9 protein-coding genes are annotated in these 23,814 nt (G+C 42.3%); 1 reads left to right on the forward strand and 8 read right to left on the reverse strand.

Translation table 11 applies throughout. From position 1 onward, the window contains the following. Positions 1–69: 69 nt before the first annotated feature. Entirely contained in the window at positions 70–477 is a 408-nt protein-coding gene (locus MB14_RS18365; RefSeq protein ID WP_062594215.1) for a TonB-dependent receptor plug domain-containing protein, read from the forward strand. Between the two features lie 6 nt (positions 478–483). Here the strand turns inward: MB14_RS18365 and MB14_RS18370 are convergent, their stop codons facing one another. The 8 genes from MB14_RS18370 to MB14_RS18405 form a co-directional block, all read right to left on the reverse strand. Continuing rightward, a complete protein-coding gene (locus MB14_RS18370) occupies positions 484–1,074 on the reverse strand; it encodes a 2OG-Fe(II) oxygenase (protein WP_062594217.1) in 591 nt (196 codons plus the stop codon). Between the two features lie 105 nt (positions 1,075–1,179). Then, positions 1,180–1,428 (reverse strand): ATP synthase F1 subunit epsilon, encoded by a 249-nt coding sequence (atpC, locus tag MB14_RS18375; protein ID WP_053223906.1) that lies wholly within the window; start codon positions 1,426–1,428, stop codon positions 1,180–1,182. Between the two features lie 5 nt (positions 1,429–1,433). After that, positions 1,434–2,945, reverse strand: a complete 1,512-nt coding sequence (atpD, locus tag MB14_RS18380) for a F0F1 ATP synthase subunit beta (RefSeq protein ID WP_062594219.1) — start codon at positions 2,943–2,945, stop codon at positions 1,434–1,436. A gap of 175 nt (positions 2,946–3,120) precedes the next feature. Continuing rightward, entirely contained in the window at positions 3,121–4,341 is a 1,221-nt protein-coding gene (locus MB14_RS18385; protein WP_062594221.1) for a sensor histidine kinase, read from the reverse strand. A gap of 69 nt (positions 4,342–4,410) precedes the next feature. Continuing rightward, positions 4,411–5,694: a pyridoxal-dependent decarboxylase gene (locus tag MB14_RS18390; protein WP_311316245.1), complete on the reverse strand. Its 1,284-nt coding sequence runs from the start codon at positions 5,692–5,694 to the stop codon at positions 4,411–4,413. After that, entirely contained in the window at positions 5,654–6,715 is a 1,062-nt protein-coding gene (locus MB14_RS18395; RefSeq protein ID WP_132644150.1) for a DUF8744 domain-containing protein, read from the reverse strand. Before MB14_RS18395 ends, MB14_RS18390 begins: the two co-directional genes overlap by 41 nt. A gap of 241 nt (positions 6,716–6,956) precedes the next feature. After that, positions 6,957–8,588, reverse strand: a complete 1,632-nt coding sequence (locus tag MB14_RS18400) for a PorP/SprF family type IX secretion system membrane protein (RefSeq protein WP_062594225.1) — start codon at positions 8,586–8,588, stop codon at positions 6,957–6,959. Between the two features lie 11 nt (positions 8,589–8,599). Continuing rightward, complete coding sequence (locus tag MB14_RS18405) at positions 8,600–23,473, reverse strand: BspA family leucine-rich repeat surface protein (protein ID WP_062594226.1); 14,874 nt, start codon at positions 23,471–23,473, stop codon at positions 8,600–8,602. Between the last annotated feature and the right edge of the window lie 341 nt (positions 23,474–23,814).

Consider the following 23,814-nt stretch of genomic DNA (forward strand, 5'->3'; position numbering starts at 1 on the left):
AATTTATCTTTAACTTGAGGGCTCTCTATTTTTAGAGAGCCCTTTTTTTACCTCCTAAATTTTAAACCCATGAAAAAATTTCAACTATTATTCTTAACCACAGCTTTCAGCTTATTACTTGTGGCTTGCAGTAGTAGCTCCGGTACTGCCAATAGACAAAAGGCCGTAAAAGATTATTCCCAATACAATAACTTAGTAGAAGTACTTCAAAGTGTTCAAGGCCTAAGGGTAATGGGGAGCGGTAGTAATGCTAAAGTATTTATGAGTGGTTACAACACCACTAATGCTACTAACAGAGAGCCTTTGTTTGTTGTAGACGGAATCCCAGTAGGCAGTTCCCTAATTAACCTAAACGGCATACTTACTCCCGTTATGGTCAAAAGCATTAAAACAATTAGAGGTATGCAGGCCACTTCAAGATATGGCGATGAAGGCCTTTACGGTGTAGTTCAAATTACTACAATCAACGCTAAGTAATCCTGATTAACGATAAGGGGGACCCGCAATCCAGCCTACAATTGATTGACGAGTTCCTTTTGTTATTGGTGTTACCCTATGCATTATGAAGGAAGGGAAGATTATTACTGTCCCTTTCTCTTTAGGTGCATTAATAATTTCATCATTAATCATAAACTGAAGTTCACCTCCTTCATATTCGCTAGGATCGGAGAGCTGCACGGATATACTCAGCTTGCGATTAGAAATTGGACCTACTCCAAAGTCTAAATGCCAGTTAAAAAAGTCTCCTTCTCCATATTTGGCAAGCTGTAGGTTATAATGAAAGCCTAAAATTTCAAAACCATACCTTTCTTGATTGCACTTTATGGCCAAAGAACCAAGTTTCTCATAGAGCCAGTGATTCTCCTTTTGAGGTTCGATAAAGGCCACTTTAGTTTTTCGCAAAGCATCATCAAAACCCTCTTCACCACTATTCAACTTAGCCTCTACCTCTTCATTACGCTGCCACAGCCCTCTTACTATATCTATTTCTCCAGCATTCAAAAAATTATGGTAATAAATAAACTGTGAAAAATTATGGTTCTGAGGAAGACCGAATGGAAAAGTAACAGACATAATAGAAATTTGTTTTTTGCCAAAGCTATTATTTTCTATCGCAATAAAACAAAAAAGCCTCTCTGATTTCTCAAAGAGGCCTTTAAAATATTCTTAAAAGGTTGCTTAACCTTCTATAACTGATTCAGCTAGTACGATTACGTTGTTATTCAAAACCTCAACAACACCACCGTCAATGATCAAATTCTCTACTTTACCTGAGGCAGTAATGCTTACTCGACCTTTACCTAAAGCACTGATCATAGGGGCGTGATTCGACAATACTTGGAATTCGCCTTCTGCACCAGTGAAAGTAGCAGAACTCACTTCGCCTTCAAACACTTTTTTATCTGGTGTTACGATTTCGAGTAACATAGTCATTATGATTTAGAAGCCTCAGCCATCAATTTCTCACCTTTCGCTCTTGCTTCTTCGATTGTTCCTACAAGGTTGAAAGCTGCTTCTGGAAGATCGTCATGCTTACCATCCATGATTTCGTTGAAACCTTTGATAGTATCTTTAATGTCTACCAAAACTCCTTTTAGACCAGTAAACTGCTCTGCCACGTGGAATGGCTGAGAAAGGAATCTCTGTACACGTCTTGCACGTGATACGATCAATTTATCTTCGTCAGATAGTTCGTCCATACCAAGGATGGCGATAATATCTTGAAGTTCTTTATAACGCTGAAGTGTTTCTTTTACACGCTGTGCACAATCGTAGTGCTCATCGCCAAGAATATCTGCAGTCAAAATTCTAGAAGTAGAATCCAAAGGATCTACCGCTGGGTAAATACCTAGCTCAGCAATTTTTCTTGAAAGTACAGTAGTAGCATCCAAGTGAGCAAAGGTAGTTGCCGGAGCAGGGTCAGTTAAATCATCCGCAGGAACGTAAACGGCCTGTACTGAAGTAATTGAACCATTTTTGGTTGAAGTAATTCTTTCTTGCATAGCACCCATTTCAGTTGCCAATGTTGGTTGGTAACCTACCGCTGATGGCATACGACCTAAAAGAGCCGACACCTCAGAACCTGCTTGGGTAAATCGGAAGATGTTGTCAATAAAGAATAATATATCTTTTCCTTGTCCTTCGCCATCACCATCACGGAAGTACTCAGCAATAGTAAGACCTGAAAGGGCTACTCTTGCTCTTGCACCTGGAGGCTCGTTCATTTGACCGAACACGAAAGTTGCTTTAGACTCGGCTAATTTTTCTTGGTCTACTTTTGAAAGATCCCAACCGCCTTCTTCCATTGAATGCAAGAAATCGTCACCATAGGTTACAATTCCTGACTCAATCATTTCGCGAAGCAAATCATTTCCTTCTCTAGTTCTTTCACCAACACCAGCGAATACAGAAAGTCCACCATGGCCTTTTGCAATGTTGTTGATAAGCTCTTGGATCAATACTGTTTTTCCAACACCAGCCCCACCGAACAAACCAATCTTACCCCCTTTTGCATAAGGCTCAATAAGGTCGATTACTTTAATTCCAGTGAACAATACTTCGGTTGAAGTAGATAGATCTTCAAATTTAGGAGCAGGCCTGTGAATAGGCAATCTTCTGTCTCCTTTTGGTTGTGGGATACCATCAATGGCCTCGCCTACTACATTGAACAAACGACCTTTAATATCGTCTCCAATTGGCATCGCGATTGGTTTTCCAGTATCGGTAACGTCAGTACCTCTTGTTAAACCTTCAGAAGAATCCATCGCAATGGTTCTTACACGGTTTTCACCTAAATGCTGCTGACACTCCAGAACGATTTTTTGACCGTTTTCTTTGGTTACTTCTAATGCGTCAAGGATGTTTGGTAACTTAGATCCCTCTGAATCAAAACTAACATCTACTACTGGCCCAATTACCTGGGTGATCTTTCCAATATTTGCCATTCTTAATTTTTTATATCTAGATAGGAAAAATGCGGTTTATTTTTCTTGGCGCAAAGGTAGGTCTAATCTCGATTAAACCAAAGGCTTATAAAAAAAATGGACACCAAAATATGAGCATAAATATTACTGAAAACCAGATGGCATAATTATTAGATAGGCCATGCAAATGGAAACGTCAGTTTTTGAGTGAAATTCTGAAAACTGTTCCCACATCGATATGAGATGATTTTACATAAATTTTGCCCATATGGTAATTTTCAATTATTCGCTTCACTAAGGTTAAACCCAAGCCCCAACCTCGTTTTTTGGTGGTAAACCCTGGCTTAAACACTTCCTTTATCTTGCCTTTCGCTATTCCTTTTCCATCATCGGCAATATCTATAAACACCATTCCTTCTGACTCTTGCCCAACGGTAATGCTTATTTTACCGATTCCACTCATGGCGTCTATTCCGTTTTTTACAATATTTTCGATGACCCACTCAAACAGAGGACGATTCATTTTGGCCTTTAAGTGTGGTGAATCGGCATCCATAACAAACAACACTTTAGAAGAAACACGTGGCTTTAAATAAGTAAGTACTCCTTCAATTACCTCAGACACTTCCTCGTCTTTCAATATTGTATTTGAACCAATGTTTGAAAAACGAGAAGTAATCATTTCGAGTCGTTGTACATCCTTATTCAGTTCAGCGATAATGTCCTGTCTATTTTCCATTTGCGGAAGCTCTCTCAAATACTCTACCCAAGCCATTAATGAAGAAAGAGGTGTGCCCAGTTGGTGTGCAGTTTCTTTGGCCAAACCTACCCAAACCCGATTTTGCTCTGCCTTTCTGGAGTAACTAAAAGCCAAATAGGCTATAAATGCAAAAATGGCAATTACTGAAAGTTGAATGTAGGGATAGGCACTCAACTGCCGTAAAAGCCGAGAATTTCGGAAATAGACATATTGAATACTTACAATTTTACTTCCAGGTCTATCTCTTATTAAAATGGGTTGAGGATCGTTTTCTTCTTTCATTTGACCGAGTACCTTATTCAAATAATCATCAATTTGATCTTGATTTAAAGAACCATCGATCTCTACATTTCTTGTAGTCAAAATTTCATTGGTAGCCGAATCAAGAATTATAACTGGAAGCGAGTTATCGGGCCGAATGATATTATCAGTAATGAAATTAAGGGACGGTCCATCGGCAATTGTAGAAAACTCAACCGCTTTTGCCCAAAGTTCAATATTCTCTCTTTCCCTTTCTTTTAGAATATTCACCAGTTGGGTGGTGTAAATAATTGAACCTACTCCAATAATAGCCGCCACTACCAATACAATATATTTTATAGTGGATTGATTGGTGTAGAAGTCTATTCCTAAAGAACCCTTAAACGGATTTTGCATATGGGAAGTAACGAAAATTAGATGAATCAATGTATATCCACCACCCCATTCTTTATTGAAAGCTCTCTACTAAAAGGGCTTCAACTCTGCATCTAAATCACTTAAAAAGCTGTCGATCACGCCTTGCCTAACATGATCCATCACTACAATTTTCCACCACTTTACATCCGAACCATGTGAATCGGGCACAAGCATATACTTTTTAGCTAAACTAGTAGATACATACTTACCCCGAATGGTTACAATATTCATTTTTGGATTGCGAAAATATTCCACACCACGCTCATCAAGGTTTCCACAAAGGCGGTCGGTTTTAGAGAGCAACTGCTTAATCTTGGCTTTCCAACCATCAGAACCATAAGTGCGCATTATCATCCAAACAGCGATGGCATTGGCGCCAGAACGACTGCCTACCAAAGTGTAATCCTTTCCCTTTACATAATTAGCCTCTTCCGTAAGTGCATAATCCATAAAACCTTTGCGGGTTAAATAAATGCCCGTACCATAAGGCGACTGAAGCATTTTATGTCCGTCTAACGTAAAGGAATTGATTTTTGGGTTTTGAAAAGTATAGTCGAGGTTTTCAGTAGCGAAAGGATAAATATAGCCACCAAAAGCACCATCAATATGTACCATATAATTGGCTCTTAAGTCATCGAGCCAGCCGGTGATTTCATTAATATTATCCACAGAACCAAACATGGTAGTGGACATATTCATAATCACAATGAAATGTTTTATTCCATCCCTTTTAGCATTTTCAACACAAGTCTCAATGCTCGATTTGGTTACCCTTCGGGTTGTGTCGTCTACTTTAGAAACGTAAGATTTTAAACTCAGCAGATTGCAAGCTTTCGGCATTGAATAATGTGCGTCTTCGGAAAAAACAACTCCAATTTCATTGGGCTTCGCATTAAATTCCACCTCAAAATAGCGCTTCAAAATCCATATGGCTTGAATATTGGCCTCTGTTCCGCCAGAAGCTACATAACCATCAAACTCTTCATCCCCACCTTCAAAAATTTGTTTTGCGCAGAGGTCTATCAGCTCCTTCTCAATTTTATGAGTACCCTCAAAAGCCGCTTCAGATTCATTTAAAGTATGGCAGCCAATATGATTTGGGTTGGCAATCAGAGCAGAAAGAAAAGGAGCATCTTTCAAAAATGGAGCATCATTATAAAATACTTCGGTATCCAAATAAGAGGCAGGCAAGCCTAAAACTGGTTTTTCTCTGTAGTCTAAATTTTGCTCTAAAGCGTCAAAAACGATTTTCTTAATTTTCTGATGTGAGTAACTTTCCCAATACATAAATTCAATTTCTACTTTGCCCCAAAGTTCTGCCTTTTTGAACAAGGACAAACATTGTAACTAAGAAAACTAGAATAATAAGGCCATTTATCATTCCAGCCCATTTTCTAAGAAGGGGGATCTCTTGTAAATCTGCGAAAATTCTGACGGCTACTGAAGCCTGAAAAACCACCATGCAAAGCCAAAGTATTGAATGAAAACAACGCCCCGTTTTGTTAAGTAAACTCGGAAAAATGATTGGGCCATGGGCGAAGATCATAGAAATGACGAAGCCCAAAAAATAGCTGTGTAAAAGGGCATCGAAAGCAAAAGCACCCGAATTAACGAAGATCATGCATAAACCAGAAGCAAAAAGCCAAACGTAGTCCAAAGTCAGACAAACGCCTGTATATAAGTAATGCCCTTTCTTTTTTAGAAGAATTCGAGCCAAATCAAACCGAAGCAGCCATAAGGCTAACCCCGCAATACCCGAAGCCGCTACAGTTCTACCCATACCATGATAAGGCAGCATAAACCCAATTAAAGTCACCATGAGCAATCCGACCAATAGGTATTTACTCCACTTTTTAAGAGGCAAAAAACGCGATAACTCTAACCTTTCACCCACAATGGTAAAAAGGATAAAAGCGATCCACCAAGGGAATACGGTAGGATAAAAATGAGTTTGAAACAGCAGCACATTTCCTGCAAGCCAACACATAGCTCCGATTAACATCAATAGGGTGTAATTTTCTTTGCTCCTATTGGCCAAGAATATATAGATGAATACTAAACCAATGCTTGCTACAATCTGAAGCAGATAACCTAGAGCCGCTTGATTGAATAAAAAAGCCAAAACACTTAGGCCAGAAGAAGCCGGAGCAAAAAAAGCCCAGTTCTTTTTAGTAGCCACCGCCTTTTCAAAACAAATGAGTGAACCCAAAAAACCACCTAGCATTAACACGCCATGAAAACCCGCCATACCATAAACCGGAATATCCCAACCGATCCGCAACCAACCTGACAAGAGGCCAAATACAAGTCCAATAACTGCGAAAAGAATAAAAGCGATTCGTTTAGTCATCATTCATCCTGAATTACTCTCAAAGCTATCTTAAAACCTCATTACCATTCGTGACTTTGGTCAGCAAAATCGATGATTTGACTCATAAGTTAAAGCTGTTCTACCTTATAATAGAGGTTTGATAAAGTAAAAAACCACCCAAGGGGTGGCTTTCTAAATTTGACTCTATATTACCTCAACCAATATATAGTCAGTCATCTTCGATTTCATAACCAATGAGTCCGTAGACACAAAAGGCGTATTTCTATTTTACTATAGCTAATTCTACTCGTCTGTTTTTTGCCCTACCTTCTTTAGTACTATTATCAGCTCTCGGATTGGCTATACCAAAACCTTCGGCAGAAATCCTATTTTCAGTAACTCCTTTTGAAATTAGATACTCTTTTACTGAATCTGCTCTTTCCTTGGATAATTGAAGGTTAGAGTCCGCATTCCCGCTATTGTCAGTATATCCTCTTATCGCCAATTTAAGATTGTTGTTTTCTCTAAAAAGAGCAGCCACTTTATCTAAAGAAGTCAATGAGCTTTCAGTTAAATTGCTACTGCCACTACCAAATGATATCTCCTCTGTTGCCATAATTAAAACTTTTGCAATCTGAGCTTCAGCCTCTTTTCTCTTCGTTTCTTCTCTGGCCAATCTTTCAATTTCTTGCAATCTTAAACGCTCTATTTCAATTGCTTCCCTTTCTCTTTTCAAACGTTCTTGTTCCTGCTGTTCGGCTTGTAGTTTGGCCAACCTTTCTTTTTCTAACTTGGCCAGCTCATCGGACTTTACTTTAGCGAAAAGCGCCTGATATGCGGCTTCAGCATTTAGGTTTATTTCCTTCCGCTTGCCTTCTTCTAAGCCTCGGAAATAGCAAAGGGCCTTTTCTCGGTCTTCTAGTTTTACCAAGTTTTCATCATAAATACCTTGGTCAATAATCGTGTTCACTACTTCTTCTCCGGCTAGAGCACAGTCTTCTTTAACTTTGGTATCCAATTTAAGGTGAAGCCCAAACTCATTGAAGCCATCGGCCAAAAATGGAGTGTCTTTCTGACCGAAGTCATAATTGTAAGTAAACAGTATTTTCGGAAAAATTTGAACCCCCAGGCCAATAGAAACTCCAAAGTTATCTCGATAACCCAAAGTGGCTCTGAACTTATCTCTAAAACTCATTTCGCCTATAATATCCAGTTCTGCACCAATTGTCTCTCTGATTCTCACTCCGCCATAAGGCGTAAAATTAATATCTGGATTGATGTCGAACAGATATCGAACTCCTCCAATAAAATCAGGGGCATTATCGTCATTTATATGGGTATAGGCATCGTCCGACAAGCTTTCGTTGATTATGGTTGGGATAGCAACATCTACCCCAAATTTTCCTTTTCGGTAACTGGCTGACAAGTCAACGCTGAGTACAGATCCGTTTTGGCCTAAAATATCAAGCAAAACATTGTCCACTGGGTTTTCAGGATTGACCCTATCTTTATTCAAGCTAAATAGAGATAACCCCAACTGTGCACCAATCGAAAGGCCTTCTTTTCCTTCTCCAAAAAGCTTATAGCCAATTCCTCCAGATATTTTTACCTGGCTAGTAAAGCCAATGTCGGCTGTGGTAATATTCCCACTAAAGGCCGTTTTGTTTTTCACTGCTGTACTGTAAGCCAAAGCAAAGTTCTTAGGAGAACCCACCAGACCCCCAAACTGGTCTCTGTAAACAAAGCTTACATAACGGTTCTCCTGAAAAACTGTGCCTGATGGATAAGCCAAGCTTCCTGAATAATAATATTGATTGAACAGCGGTACTTGTTGTGCCTTTGCGCCTATTGCCATCAAAGCCATAGTAAAGACAAGGATGAATTTGTTTCTGAAGTTTTTCATTTGCTTATGCATGACTTTGATGATTATCTGTTTCTAATGATGGTCAAGAAGCCTTTAATAGTTCTGGCTGGTGTGGTGGACTGGGCATCTGCGTAGATGAGAATCTCATAGTAATAGGTTCCATCTGGCACCGGATTCTCCTTGAATGTTCCTGCCCAATCGTTAGAGTAATTCACTTTGCTATAGATGAGCTTTCCGCCCTGAGCAAAGATTTTCACTTGGTTGAACGGGTTGTCGAGCAAGTCTTCAATTACCCAGGTTTCATTGACCCCATCACCGTTTGGCGAGAATACGTTTTTCACATCGGCACCCGGCTGGTTCTGAGTATACTCCCTCACCGGCTCGGCCACCACATCTTCAATGGTTATACTGAAGGTTTGCTCAAAAGTAAGCCCTCCTGCATCGGCTACCTGCACACGAATGCTTCGGCTTGCCCCATCTTCAAAATCGATGGCTCCCGCTGTGCTCAAGGTGTTGCCACTAATGGCAAACTGCGCATTGTCATCATCGCCAGCACCAGCCACTAGACTATAGGTGAAGATGTCTCCATTGTCTGGGTCGAGCGACATAAGCAGACCTACTTCCTGAGCATCATCGGCTTCTTCAATGGTGGCATTCGTAAGGCTCAGCGTAAATGGTGCTTCGTTTACATTGGTTACCGTAATTTCAAAGGCCTTGACAAAGGTTCCACCTTCTCCATCGTTGGTTTCAATACGAACAGAGTAGCTGGCTTTATCTTCAAAGTTGAACGAAGTGTTGTTCGCCTTTAAGGTTGAACCGGCCACCGTGAAACTGGCATTGTCGGTATCTCCTGCCCCACTCACCAATGCATAAGTGTGGGTGTTACCAGCATCGGCATCGGCCGTAGTCAGTGTTCCGATAGCTGCATTCAACGTATTGTTCTCTGCAATAGAACTTTCACTTAAAGTGATGTCGGTTGGAGCATTGTTGAAGTCATCGTTAACAATGGTTACTGTTGCCTCATCGCTTATATCTACTGCCAAAGATCTGCTCATATTGCTCATTGAAACAGTCAATGTTTCATTGGCCTCAATAACCAGATCGTTGATTGGAGTTACGGTAAAGGTTTGTGTTTCTCCGGCTGTTCCGGCAAAGGTCAACGTTTTACCCACAACGGCTGTGTAGTCGCTATCGGCTAGTGTTGCTGTTCCATCAGCAGTATTCACTTCTACCGTAAATCCTCCCTGAACCGCATTGTCCAGAGTGGCTGTGATTGTAATCGCTCCGCCTCCTTCATTTCCGCTGGCCTCTGCAAGGGTTACAGCCGCAGCATCGTCATTCTTGATTGTCAATATGGCCTGATCTGTGATTACAACATTGGCTGTGGTTCCGGCTAGGTTGCTCAATGAAACTGTAAAGGTCTCATCGGCCTCGAGTTTACTATCTACACCTGGAGCAATATCCAGCTTTTGAACCTCGCCATCTGTTCCGCTGAAGGTCAATGTAGCACCACTAACAGCGGTGTAGTCTCCATCGGCCACCGTAGCCGTGCCATCGGCAGTCAATAAATCAACCGTAAATCCGCCTTCAATAGTCCCTTCAAGTGTAGCTGTCACTAAGAAGGACTCTCCATCTTCAAGCTGGCTCACATCTTCAATGGTCACCTGTGCATCGTTGTTCACAATGGTATAAGTGTACACCGTATTGGTACCCAAGCTAGCACCAGAGGCGTTGGATAGGGTAATCACTACCGTCTCATTTTCCTCAATGAGTGCATCGTCAACAATTGTCAGGTCTATCGTTTTGCTTAAGTCTCCTGCTGCAAAGCTGACCGTACCATTAGCAAGGGTGTAATCAACTCCCCCCCCTGTGGCCGTACCTGTTACTGTATAGTCAACTGTTGCCGCAGAAAGACCGGCCTGATCCAAGTTCACCACAATGCTACTGTTGGTCAGAGATTCTGCATTACTTTGGGCCGTTGTGTTGAACGAAACTACTGGCACATCATCGTTTAGGATGGTTATTGTGGCCTCATCGGTAATGGTCACTGTGTTATCAGCACCAGTTACCAGGTTGCTCATGCTTATGGTCAGTGTTTCATTGCCCTCTACATCAGAATCCGCTGTTGGGGTAATGGTGAAGGTCTGGGTTTCTCCTACTGTTCCTGCAAAAGTGATGGTTTGTGAAGTAACTGCCGTATAGTCTGTTCCTGCAATGGCTGTACCGTCAGCAGTACTTACATCCACAGTAAAGCCACCTACTACAAAGGCATCAGAGGTAAGGGCAACAGTTATGGCACCATCATCTTCATTGGCCGATACATCGGCAATGGTTACGGTGGCGGTGCATGACTGCGAGTCGTTCTCTATTGTCCAGTTGAAGTTATCGATCAAGGACTGTCTCGCTGATGCACCTGCACAGTATTGTAAGCCTTCCACTCCGAATTCCACATCATCTTTTACCTCCTGAGCAGCCCATCCAATAAGCGTGGCATCGTAACTTGTCACCGACATGCCCGTGTTGCTAAAGATTGCGTACATCCCATCAATATTCGTCACGTCCCAGCTACTCAGGTTTTGATTGAATGCAGTAGCGTTTTCAAAAACGCTGCTCATACTGCTGAGATCGGCTGAGAATGTCCATCCACTTATATCCTGATTGAATACTGCTGCATTCTTAAACATGCTGTTGATGCCCGTAGCGGCACTCATATCCCAGCCGCTGATGTCTTGATTGAAGGCACGCGTTCCTCTGAACATACTGCCAAAACTGGTTACTGAGCTTACATCCCAGTTCCCAATATTCTGATTAAAGGACTCGGCATTTTCGAACATGGAACTCATGTCTACAATATTGCCAGTCTCCCACGTTGAAATATCCTGATTAAAGGCCGCTGCCTCATAGAACATCTGGTTTAGCCTATCAGCATTAGGGAACCTCCATGAGCCAATATCTTGGTTAAATGATCTGGCATCTCTGAACATGGCCGTAAGGTTTTCGGCATTGGTCGGCTGCCAGTTGCCTATGTCTCTATTGAAAGAGTGAGCATCTTCGAACATCCTTTCCAGCTTTGTGGCATTCGAGACATCCCAGTTGCTAATATATCCATTGAACGTATCGTTATTCTGGAACATGGCTTGGAAAGTCTCCACTTTACTAACATTCCAACTATTCAAATCTTGATTGAAGCCATCCGCATCGTTAAACATGGCGTTCATCTCTGTGACATTGCTCACATCCCAACCATCAATATCTTGGTTGAAGACCTTGGCGTCATCAAACATATTGGACATGTCAGTGACGCTGCTCACATCCCAGCCAGTGATATTTCCATTGAATAGTTCTGCATTATCGAACATCTTCTCCATGGTAGTTACATTGCTGACATTCCATGAATTGAGATCTTGATTGAACAATGAAGCATCGGCAAACATGGACGACATAGATGTTACCGAACTTACATCCCAAGCGTCAATTGGTTGATCAAAACTCTGAGCATAGCTGAACATATAAGACATATCCTGAACAGCGGATGTATTCCAGTTGGAGATGGATGAATTGAATTTTTCAGCCTGAGCAAACATGTAGGACATGTCGGTTACTGCACTGACATTCCAACCACTTATGTTTCCATTGAAATCGCTCTCTTTGAACATTTCAGACATATCAGTGACCGTAGAAACATCCCAAGAGGTTAAATCTGGATTACCAACGAAGGTTCTCTCAAACATTCGTTTCATCGAAGTGACCTGCGTAAGGTTTGGAGCATCAGTAGCGTTGATATCGAAATCGGCAGCGATAAATGCTCCTTCCATACTCTTCCACTCAATATCACCCCATTGTTCAACAGACCTCAGTCTAGAGAAAGACAATTCAAACTGTGGAAACTGCCCGCTTACCTTAACAGTGTAAGTACCCTCTGCCACATAAGTATGTGAGGCTGCACCCGTCTGGTTTGTTTCAACGGTGCCATCTCCCCAATCGATGTCGTAGAGATAGGTGTGATTCCCCAAAGTGTTGAAGAGTGTTCTAGAACGATTCACATCTCTGCTGGTTATCTCCCAAGTGGTAATGAATGGTTTTTGCTCTACGGCAAGGGTTCCGTTCACCAAATTGAGGTTATAGTTGGAGGCCGCTCCTCCCGACAGTGTGATGGCATAGGTACCCACTGGGCTCGACTCATTGGCAGTTGTGGCTATGGTCGGTTCCGTGATATTGGCTTTAGAGTCTCCATTTACAAAACCAGAATAGGTAATGGTAAGCTCAGGATTGGCCTCTCTCAGGTATTTGGTCTGATCGTCTGCCGTTGCAATCAAATCGGCTTTTTCTATAGTCAGATCAGCACTCACAAAGCTTATGTTGTAGTTAGGATTGAATAAGCTACTTTCCAAGGCATAGCTACCTACATCTTCTCCATTAATTCTCGTGATTGCTCCACTGAGTTCATCTCCATTTTGCAAAGCCCCTTGCGTAAAGCTGTAATTAAAGGCTGGATCAGCATCGCCATAGGTTTTAGTTGCTGCTTGGGCTGTTATGGTCAGGCTTCTTTGTGAAATAGTGAATACTCCCGGAACAGCCGTTATTTCATAGTTGGTCGCATCGGCACCGTAAGTCAGGTTAATGGCATAAGTGCCCGGTGCTTCACCAGCATCTCTGCTTACGGTCACCACTTCATCACTACCTACAATAGAACCATTGGTCACTGTAAACTGTAAAGTCGGGTCTGAATCACCTACCTCTTTACTGAGATTGGTAGCGGTCAGTTCTATTGCTTTTTTACCAACTGTGATAGTGCCTTGCACTTGACGGGCAGCATATTCAGCATCTTCCGCGAGGTTGACATTTACTGTTATCTCACCAACATTGCCCAAAGTAACGGTTGAACCATTGATGGCCGCCCCGGTCTGGTCATTGTTGAGGGTGTAGGTGATTGCTCCGGAAGAGTTGGTGGTAGCCAATAAATCAAAGTCAGCATCTCCATAAGTCTTGGCTATAGCACTTAATGAAAGGCTTGGCCTTTTCTTGGTTATAGGCCCTACAGCCACACTTTCAATTGCGGTGCCATTTACTTTGCCATCATTCGGTGTCACCTCAAAGCTGATATATTTGCCTGCATCGGCAGCCGTTAATACATAGTTGATTGTATTTGCTCCTGCTATTTCTGTTTTACCAGTTCCTGAATTATCGTCAGATCTATACCATTTGAAGCTGGAATTATCCGCATCCGATTCGGCATCTATAAAGTTATAGGTGGCTGTCAGAACTTCATCGATGGTGGTTGTGCCCGAGACTTCCACTCCATTTACTGAAGGTGCTGTATTGCTTGCCAAAACAGTAATCGTAAATTCCTGATAGGTCTTATCATCGAACTGATCTGCCAGCTCAAGTTGTACTGAATGTTCTCCCACATCTGCGGAAGAAGGGTTACCACTCAGTACAAATCCGTTTGCTGTAAGCCAAATAGGCCCAACTTCTATGGATAGAATTGGTACATCATTGTTCAGGTCTTCATAGGTGACGGTGTAAGTATACGTTTCGTTGTCCATCACAGTGGTGACGGCATCGGAGGTAAAGGCTGGAGCAATATTGGTAAAGCCATCGTTAATTACTATTGACCCAAAGAATGTGCTTTCTTCTGCCGTTCCGGTCAATGTGCCATCGCTAGGCGTTACTTCAAAGCTTACATACTTGCCATTGTCATCATTCACAACAGTGTAGCTTTTGGTGGTTGCTCCTGCAATAGCTACTCTATTGGCACCTGCAGAATTATCGGCACGGTACCATTGGAAGGTTGTACCCGATTCAGGATCGTCATTTGCGTCTGAATACGTGTACGAACCTTCCAGTACCCCGTCAACAACCAAAGATTTCTTAATACTTACCCCCTGAGCTACAGGGGCTACATTGGCTTCTTTAACCGTGAAGTTCCAGGCGGATTGACTAGTCAATCCGGCCGAGTTGTTACCATCTGCATCTACAAAAGCAGCAGCATCGAAGGTAACCGTGTAGAATTGTCCTTCCAGTAAATCCGTGCTTGGGTCGATGGAAACATTGGTGCCTGAAACGGTTACTTCTGCTGAAGTCACATCGATTACAGTTGCAGTTCCCGTTACAGGTGTCAAGGTAATATTACCCGTTCCTTTGGTAACTGATTCGCTTAAAACGAAACTGAGGTTTGCGTCTTTGGCCAAATCTATCGCCCCATCGGCTGGTACTGTACTTACAATAGTTGGCACCACAGCAGCCACTACTGGCCCTGCATAAGTGGCGAAAGCCTGTGATCCTGCGTCTGATCCATCGTTTGGCGTAACACCAAAAGTGATGAACTTCCCTACTTCAGAAGAAGTCAAAGTAAATGTGCTAGCCGTTGCCCCGCTGATGGCTGTTCTGTTAGCTCCAGAAGCATCATCTGCCACGAACCACTGGAGTGTTGAACCAGATTCTGCATCGGTATCTACATCTGAATAGTCGTAGTTCCCGGTCAGTTGCTGATTGGCTTCCAGGTTACCAGAGAGTGTTACGTTGGTGGCTACCGGAGCAGTGTTTGGCTGGCCAGCAGTTGTAAAGCTGATTGTGGTTGGATCAGTAACAGCTTCAGTCTTCACCCCGTTGTTGCTGATGAATGCCTCATTGTCTATCAATACATAATAAGCTGTATTGTAGGCCAGATCGCTGGTCGGGTTGATGGTCACTTTTGAACCGCTAAAGCTTAATGTATTGGCAGCAAAAGTCTCTACTATATTATCATTGGCATCATAAAGCACCACATTGTTTGCAGCATCTCCACCTTCTCCGTACACATACGTCTGAACGTTTTCGCTGTAAGTCAATGTTATGTTGGCTGTTATGCTAACATCAGTAGCGACTGTTGCAGGGCTTGTATTTGTGAGTATAGGCGTACTTGGAAGGGACAATGTGGTAAATCGCCAGCTATTGGCATCAGATATACCCACATGATAGCGGGCCCTTTCTTCTGTCACAATAAAACCATCATCCAGTAGCACATAGTATTCTGTACCCGGTTCTAACTCGCCTTCTTCAAATTCAAAACGAATCTGTGGCTCACCATCACCATAGTCGAGATCACGATCATTCTCTCCACCAAACTCGATGGTTTTGACCAATTCATCATTCGAAGCTTTGTAGATCCTGAATGCCCCAATGGGATCACGGCTGATACCCACGTTCTCGCTGGTGTACAGCACAAGGTCTTCTTCGGAGTCTGCCGCATAGGTATTGCTCCCTGCAGATGGGAAGAAACGGGTAATGATGTTTTCTGCAAAAGACTCTCCGGTGAAAGTAAAGGTGGTTTTATCATCAATGGCTTCTATCAGCTTAGTGCCAGCTGCGTTTTTAATAAATCCTGCTGATAGCTGCACATAGTATTCCGTGCTCGCTTCCCAGTTATTGGCAAATGTGGCTCTTACCCAAGGCGTTGTGACAGCATTGGCGATCGACATATCCTCGGCAGTTACTGAACCAAATTCGCTATCGTCAGATGCCCTATACACTGTAAGTGTACCCTCCCCTGCTACAATCTCCTCATCAAAGTAAATGAAGAGATTATTTCTTTCAATTTCAGCATCTTCAGTAGCACTTGGTGATGTTGATGAGATATCAAGAGCAGGAAGTGGTTCTGTAACATTAAGCATGACTGTTTCAGATCTCTCTTCGCAGTCTCCTTTGGTGACTATTACAAAGTATTCACTTTGATCTGTATCAGTAGTGATATTGTTGATGGTTAAGCTATTTGAATCTGCACCAGTCATTTGATCGTTCGCATCAGCATTAGCATTGTTTTCTATCGACTCGCTGAGTTGTATAGAACCAATACCATTTCCTGTAGCGAGATATAATACACCGTCTGAAAAAGACATTTTCTTGATTGTATTATTAGGAAGTGGGTTTTCTGAAGTACTATTGATCACTTCCCATTGCATAGCTTCAGGTCTTAAAATACCTAAACCAGCACCCCCGCCAGCATAATAAACGGTACCATTGTAAACATATAAAGCACCTTTGTTGGCATTATTGTTCGGAAAACCATTGCCATTGCTTGTATTGTGAACTTCCCAAGCGGATTCATCTGCTCTTAAGATGGCTAAACCACCAGATGTACCTGCATAAATGGTTTCTTCATCTATAAAAACAGAACTTGTTAAATTATTTGGATAGTTATTGCCACTATCTACATTATGAACCTCCCATTCACTACTTTCAGGTCTTAAAATGGCCAAGCCTCCATGTGTCGCTACATAGATGACTTCATCCTGAACAAAAACGTCATTGATGATATTGTTTGGAAAATTAGTAGTGGCACTACCCGACCTTGTATTGTGCTGTTCCCACTGTGAGGAACCTTCTTTTAGTATCATTAAACCATAAGAAAACGTCCCCACATACAAGTCGCCATCAACAACACTCACAAAGGTGGTAGCATTATTTGAGCCTAAATTTGGGAAGCCATTTCCGGTATATCGATCTACTATTTCCCAATCAGTGGTACCCTCTCTTAAAATGGCGACACCTCCTCGATTGGTTGCGGCATAAATGTTACCATTATGATAAAACACATCTTCCACATCGTCATTTGGAAAGCTTTCACTTGTTGTAGTAGACACAATTTCCCACTCAGAAGCATCGGCTCTTAAAATCCCTAGACCTTCGCTGGTTCCTACCAGTAAGTTACCATCTGCAGCATAAGATGATTGTAGAAAATCTCTGGGTAAATTAGCTCCCGTACTCGTGTTTATGGCCTCAGGATTAGCCTCATTCACAATCCTATTCCATTGATAATCAGCACCTGCAATTTCTGGTATAGAAAAAGTAACGCTTGTTCCTTCTAGACCCGCCTGATCAGTAGGCTGTGAAGTAATTAATGGCGGGCAAGTCGAAAGTGTAAGGGTAGCCAAATCCGAGATTTCCACACAATCTCCTTTAGTCACTACTACAAAGTATTCGGTTTGATCGAGGTCTTCCGTAAGGTTGCTGATGGTCAGGGAAGCGGTTGTGGCACCGGAAATGGCATTCTGTACCGTAAGATCTGAACTACCCTCCATACCAATGCTACTCTCAATCACAGTCAGCCCTTCACTAGTAAAAGCATAGATCGTCCCATCACTTCCCACTTGAACATTTTTGACATCATTTGAGCTTAAGCCATTAGCCGTACTGAGCAAATCATAACTTCCTTCGCTATTGGAGATTTTGAGTCCTTCTGGTGTAGCTATATACAGTTTACCATCTGGTCCGATCGATACGTTTCTAATATCGGTACTACCAAGAGTTGACTCAGAAAGGGACGTGAATGACTCTCCATTATCATAAGATAATTCTATACTATCGACAGCACTGGCACCAGTTCCAGAAGTAGACACTAAGAATAAAAGATTATTATATTTTATAATATTACTTACATAATCTGATGAGAGTCCATTGGCGGTCGTTTTTCTGGTAAAGGTATCGCCACCATCTTTTGAGATATACAGGCCATTATAGGCTGTCAGGTACATCGCCCCATCGTACTCTCTAATCTGTGTTACTGCAACAGCCTGTATACCGTCAGCCGTTATCGTTTTTTTGGCAAAGCTTTCTCCTCTGTCTGTCGAAACAAAAAAGCCATCATTGTAATATGCATATACCCTGTCTTCTTTTCCAAAAACAACTTCCCAGAGACTTCCGTTGCCTCCCTCTAAGCCGTTTTCGTCCTTTTTGATTTCTTTAAAGGTTTTGCCACCATCATAGGAAAGCGCAATTCCATCAGTTCCCCCTTGATAAACCTGATTGCCATCGGCATAGATGGAAGAACCACTTCTGTTGGTGCTAATGTCTATCCAGGTCTCACCATAGTCCGAGGTATAAAACGATTTACTCTGATGACCTCTCATGTAATAATTACTACCCTCAGCATATCCGGAGAAAGCAATGCCGTGATCAAACCCAATATCCGCTGCGTCAATGGTACTGTATTTATACTCTTTTTTGAACCACTGATAACTCGCTCCGGCCACCTCGGGCACTGAGAAAGTAATACTGCCCCCTGCAAATGCTGACTGGGCTTCCGGTTGGCCAAGTACCAAGTCTTCACAAATTGTATGGAAACTCCAGGTGTCTTTATCGGCATAAGCAAGGTTACCTATATTGTTGCCACCTTTTACCAAATCGGCATCAAGTGTGATATAGTATTGCGTGGCGTATTCCAGCGAAACACCTGAGGCAATAGAAACCGTGGTGCCATCAATGGTTAAATCATCGGCTGTGAAGGTTTGCACCAAGGCATCAGTAGCATAATTAATTATTTTGAGCTCTCCTGTGCCTTTGGAGACAGGCCTGCTAAACTCAATGCTCAATTCGGTATCGATAGCAATATCCGTAGTACCATCGGCTGGGGTAACGGATGTAATTCCTGGAACATCCAAGACCGTTAATAAAACATCATCCGATTGTGACTTGCAACCATCCTTTATAACCTCCACGAAATATATATTTCCGTTCTGCTCTAATGTTACGTTGCTGATGGTCAACTGGTGGGTTGTTGCCCCCTCAATAAGGTTAGTTGATCCGCCATTTTGATCTTCAAGCCTAAGATTGCTTTTGTAGATCGAAAGACCTACTAATGTACCCACCTCCAACTGTCCATTATATTCATTAAGGGACTTTACGGCTTTCGTAAATGGGTCTGAAGAAGGAAATCGACTAAATGAATCTCCTTGATCAGAAGATACAAAGAGCCCTCTGCTTGTACCTACAAAGAGTTGTCCAGCGAATTCGTAAATGGCATTCACGAGATGCCCGTTAAAACCATTGGCTTCTGTAATGGTTTTGGTAAAAGACTCACCAGCATCCGTAGAAATAGAAATAGCTCCATCTTTAAAATCCGCTGTTTGTGTACTTACATAAAGCGTATTTCCAGATTTATAAACATCTCGAATACTATTGAAGGCAAGACCATCTGTAATAGTCTTCTGAATAAAAGTAGCGCCATTATCATTTGAAATAAATAGCCCTTCACGGCTTCCTACGTAAAGAGTTCCTTCCACCTCATAGAGTACTTCAACCATTCCTGTAACATCCGAATGTTTGCTGAAATTTGCCCCCCCGTCAGTAGAAACATGTAATCCGTTTAGAGCTCCTATATAAATAGTCCCATCTTCCGCTTTCATTACAGTCTGAGGTAGATTAGCGCTGGCATTTGGGGTAACTTGAAAAAGTGTTTGGAAACTGTTACCTCCATCTTTTGAAATACTAACAGCTTTATTTACCTGCACCGCATAGATATTATCATCAAAGATCTTTATCTCTTTAATATCATCTATAAGCAATCCATGAGCAGTGTTTCTGATAACCCAAGTATTTCCCTCATCGGTTGTATAATAAATACCTGCTGTTGAAGTAGCGCTGTAGATGGTGCCATCTGGTGACCGATATATGTCCCTTAACAACAACTCTCCAGTTATATTTACATCGTCAAAGCCTTCCTCTCTTTTATACCATTGATAAGACGCACCGCGTATTTCTTCTACTTCTAAGGTTACATTGGTAGATGCTACAACTGTTTTTCCAACTGGCTGCATAGGCAACAAATTGGTATAGCTAAGACTAAATTCATCTGATTTTTGGAACAGCGGTGTACCATAAGTTACAGAATAAGCTGTAACACCCTCTTCCACCGTAATGTTGCCAGTGGCATCGGTGCCAAACTCGGCTTCTCCCTTTTTCCATGAGAAGGTACTATTAGCCAGAGCGTTATAATCGGTCAGCTCCACTTCTTCAGTAGTAATCACCATAGTCTCAGGATGAGAAATCAACCCATCGTGCCCATTACTTGTAAGGTCTCGCAACCGGTTATCGGCAATGCCCGGTAAAGTACCATAAGCTGCTACCAGGTTTGGGGAGTTATGGGCTGGTGCTGTTGCCATAATGTCGGCTATTTCTTCCTGTGTAAGTACTTTGTCCCATATGGTGATTTCGGCCAGTTTGCCATCCATCTCTTGTTCATAGCCATTATCGTTGAGTTTCGCACCAATAGTGGCAAACCAGCTGGCACTAAGGCTCAGGTCCAAAACACCTGTACCGTCTTCAATGCCATTTACGTATACTTTTGTCTGTCCTGTGGTTTGATCGTAGGTATACCCCACAAAGTACCAGGTATCGTTAGCAAGTGCGGTAGTACCGGCCGTGAATATTGAATTATTGACACCATCCCACAAGGCCAATTGCTCACTGCTACGGATATAAAACCGGCTCATGTTACTCACATCAGCGTCTTGAAAAACCAATATTTCATCAAAATTCCCACTACCAATGCTACTTTCTTTATTAAGCCACATAAATGCCGAGTAGCTTTTTCCCTCCAGATCTTTGGACAAAGAATTACTGATATCCACGCGATTGAATTCGCCCTCTTCAAAATCGAGGTAGTTTACCGCACTGGTACTTACCGTTCTGGTAATTGGGTCGTCTTCACAAAGCGTTTCATCTGCAATTAGGTCTACTGTTGTCGCATTAGTGTTAGTAGTCAGTGTCCATGAATCTGAGCTTTGAATAAAGCTTCTGGTAGCTATAAACTCATAACTTCCTGCGGCTACATCAAATGTATAAACTGGAGCAGTTGAAACTTCGGAACCGTCTTTCTTCCATGAGATATTTTCGTACCAGTCAATGGCATTAAAGCCCGGAATAGACTGCACATTTTGAAAATCAACCGTGAAGTCATTGACCATTACCCCATCATTGCCTTTGCCTGAGTGGTCTTTTAAAACATCCGTTGCATCATCACAGTCCCCAAAAACAGAATAGTACCCTACTAAGTTGTTATACTTAGGGTGACCATTGTTGATCCTGGCTTTCATGGCTTGCCTAATATCAGCTCCTGTCAGCACCTCATCCCATACCGAGATTTCTGCCATCTCGCCATTATAGAGGTCACTAATACTATTGCCATCAAACTCCTGACCCAATGAATATTGTGCGGTTACATTAGGGACAGAAGTTCTAGTAGTGAAGCGATCATTTTCAATCCCATCTACGTAAGTCACCGTTTCCCCTGAATTGTGATCGTAGGTCCAGCCCACATAGTGCCATACATTGCCTCCCATGTTGTAAGATGCAGACTCGTTGGTGCTTCCTCCTCTGTTTACTTCCAGATTGTCTGAACTAGGATCAATCCAAATGAAAGACAGGTTATCTCCATTTGCCGCATTCACGGCAAAGAGTGCCTGATTAGTAGTAGTATTATTTTCAGCCTTGACCCACATAAAGACAGAGCGGCTTTTTCCATCTAAATCATCCTGTAATGCATTTAAGTTCACCCAGAAATCCTGTGTCTTATCGAAAGAAAGTACTCCTGTAGCATTGGTATTGGCCTGGTAAGTAACGGAGCCTGATTGGGCTATGGTGGCGTTTTGGAAAACGTCTACACCTTGTTCGGTACTTTGAAAAGTAACCAGGTAGCTGACTCTTTCAGTTGGGGTTTCAAAAATATCATATCTACCATCAGTAGTAGCACTTGTGCCATTCGAGAAATCATAAGAATCTCCGCAAACCGCCACTTCCTGTGTGGTGCAGGTGACCCCGGCTGGGCAATCTGCCAGAACCCTAACCAATCCTACCCTATCCATGCCGTTGGCATCAACACCCGGAGCCCCGATGGCCAGTATCAGCCCATCACTTGATGCAGATACGGCATGCCCCAGAACGTCTCCATCCATTTGACCAGTGATCTGCAAGTCTTGCATTACCCACTCGCCTCCATTAAAATTGTAGACCTTGACAGCACCCACTTCATCTGTGGTTTCGTTTTGGTAATTAGACGCTCCAACGAACAAAGTATACCCTGCAGGGGTAAGGTCTATACTGTTTCCAAAACCTTCTCCACTTGCTCCTTCGAGTCTACTTCCCATCGCTGTCCATTCCGGATTTCCCAGAGCATCAGTTCTAAGTTTATATACATCGACTGCACCGGTTGAAGACGAAGAGTAACTTGCAATGGCCAGTATTTCGCCATTAAAGGATGTGGCGATGTCAAATCCATGAAGTCCTCCCGAACCATCTAAGAACCCCGTTCCTGACCAGGTGTCATTATCATTTTTATAGGTATATACAGTATTTGCATTCGAAACAGCATTTGCCCAATTGGAAACGAATAATCGGGAAGCATCCCCCGAAAGCTTTACCGTCATGCCAAAAGTATCTACATTCAGACCACTCAAGAGTTGACTTCCTACTTGACTCCACCCCGAATTACCCTTTTTATAGGTCTCTACATAACCAGCCCGCGCACGGATATTGTCAGGGTCGTCAGTTTCTTCTTTTGGCCTATGAGCACCGACCACCAGATAGGTGGCATCTGCAGAAAAGTCGATGCTTATTCCAAAATGATCATAGATGTTATTTCCTCTTAAGATATTTCCTTGTTGAACCCAGTCTCCACCAGTAAAGGCATACACCTTTACCGTACCTTCTCTTTCCTGATCTGTAGAATCATGGGCATTGCCAATAGCTATGGTCTGACCATCATCAGAGATAGCCAAAGTCACAATTTCACCATCCACATCTTCAGTGTTAATGGCCGAACCCATCAAAACCCAAGCGCCACTCTGCTGTTGATAAACACTGACAACCCCCACATCGTTGTTTTCATCTTCAATGTATTCGACCGTAATATAAGTAGTGCCATCTCCTGAGAATTTTACAACATCTCCCAGCTCCCCTCTTTCGCCTATCCCTATTACATCCTGACCTATTTGCTCAGTAAACTGTGCAGTTGCTGTAATAGGAAGAATGGATAAGCTTAAGAATAACAGAAGTCCAAAAAAAGAATAGATGACTCCATTATTCTTTGAACTCTTTGAAGAGGTATTAGTTGAGCGTCTCATAAAGTTGATGTTTCGGTATTCAATAGTTGGAAGCGAATAAACTCTGAGTTTTTCGCGCATGAAAAATTATGTTCTGAACTATGGCTGGTTTGTTCTGAAAGCGCGGATGGTTGATAAACCTCTTCCCATAGAGAGGAAGAAAGTCTTCTAAAGAAATCTATTTGATCAAAATCAGTGTTGACAGTGTTGAGGTTCCCTAATGGGAATGTGATGTTAATGAAGTGTTAGTTTAGAAACCTGAAATTGTTCTGAATGGGTGTTTTTTTGTTCTAAGTAGAACATCCCTACGGGGTTTCGTTCATTGCGAGGAAGGCACGACCGAAGCAATCACCTAATTTGACTCAGTTCACAACAAAGCAGGAGATTGCTTCGTCACAACCTTCTGCTGCGCGAAGCTGGTT

Source organism: Roseivirga ehrenbergii (assembly GCF_001593005.1).
Taxonomy (GTDB): Bacteria; Bacteroidota; Bacteroidia; order Cytophagales; family Cyclobacteriaceae; genus Roseivirga; species Roseivirga ehrenbergii.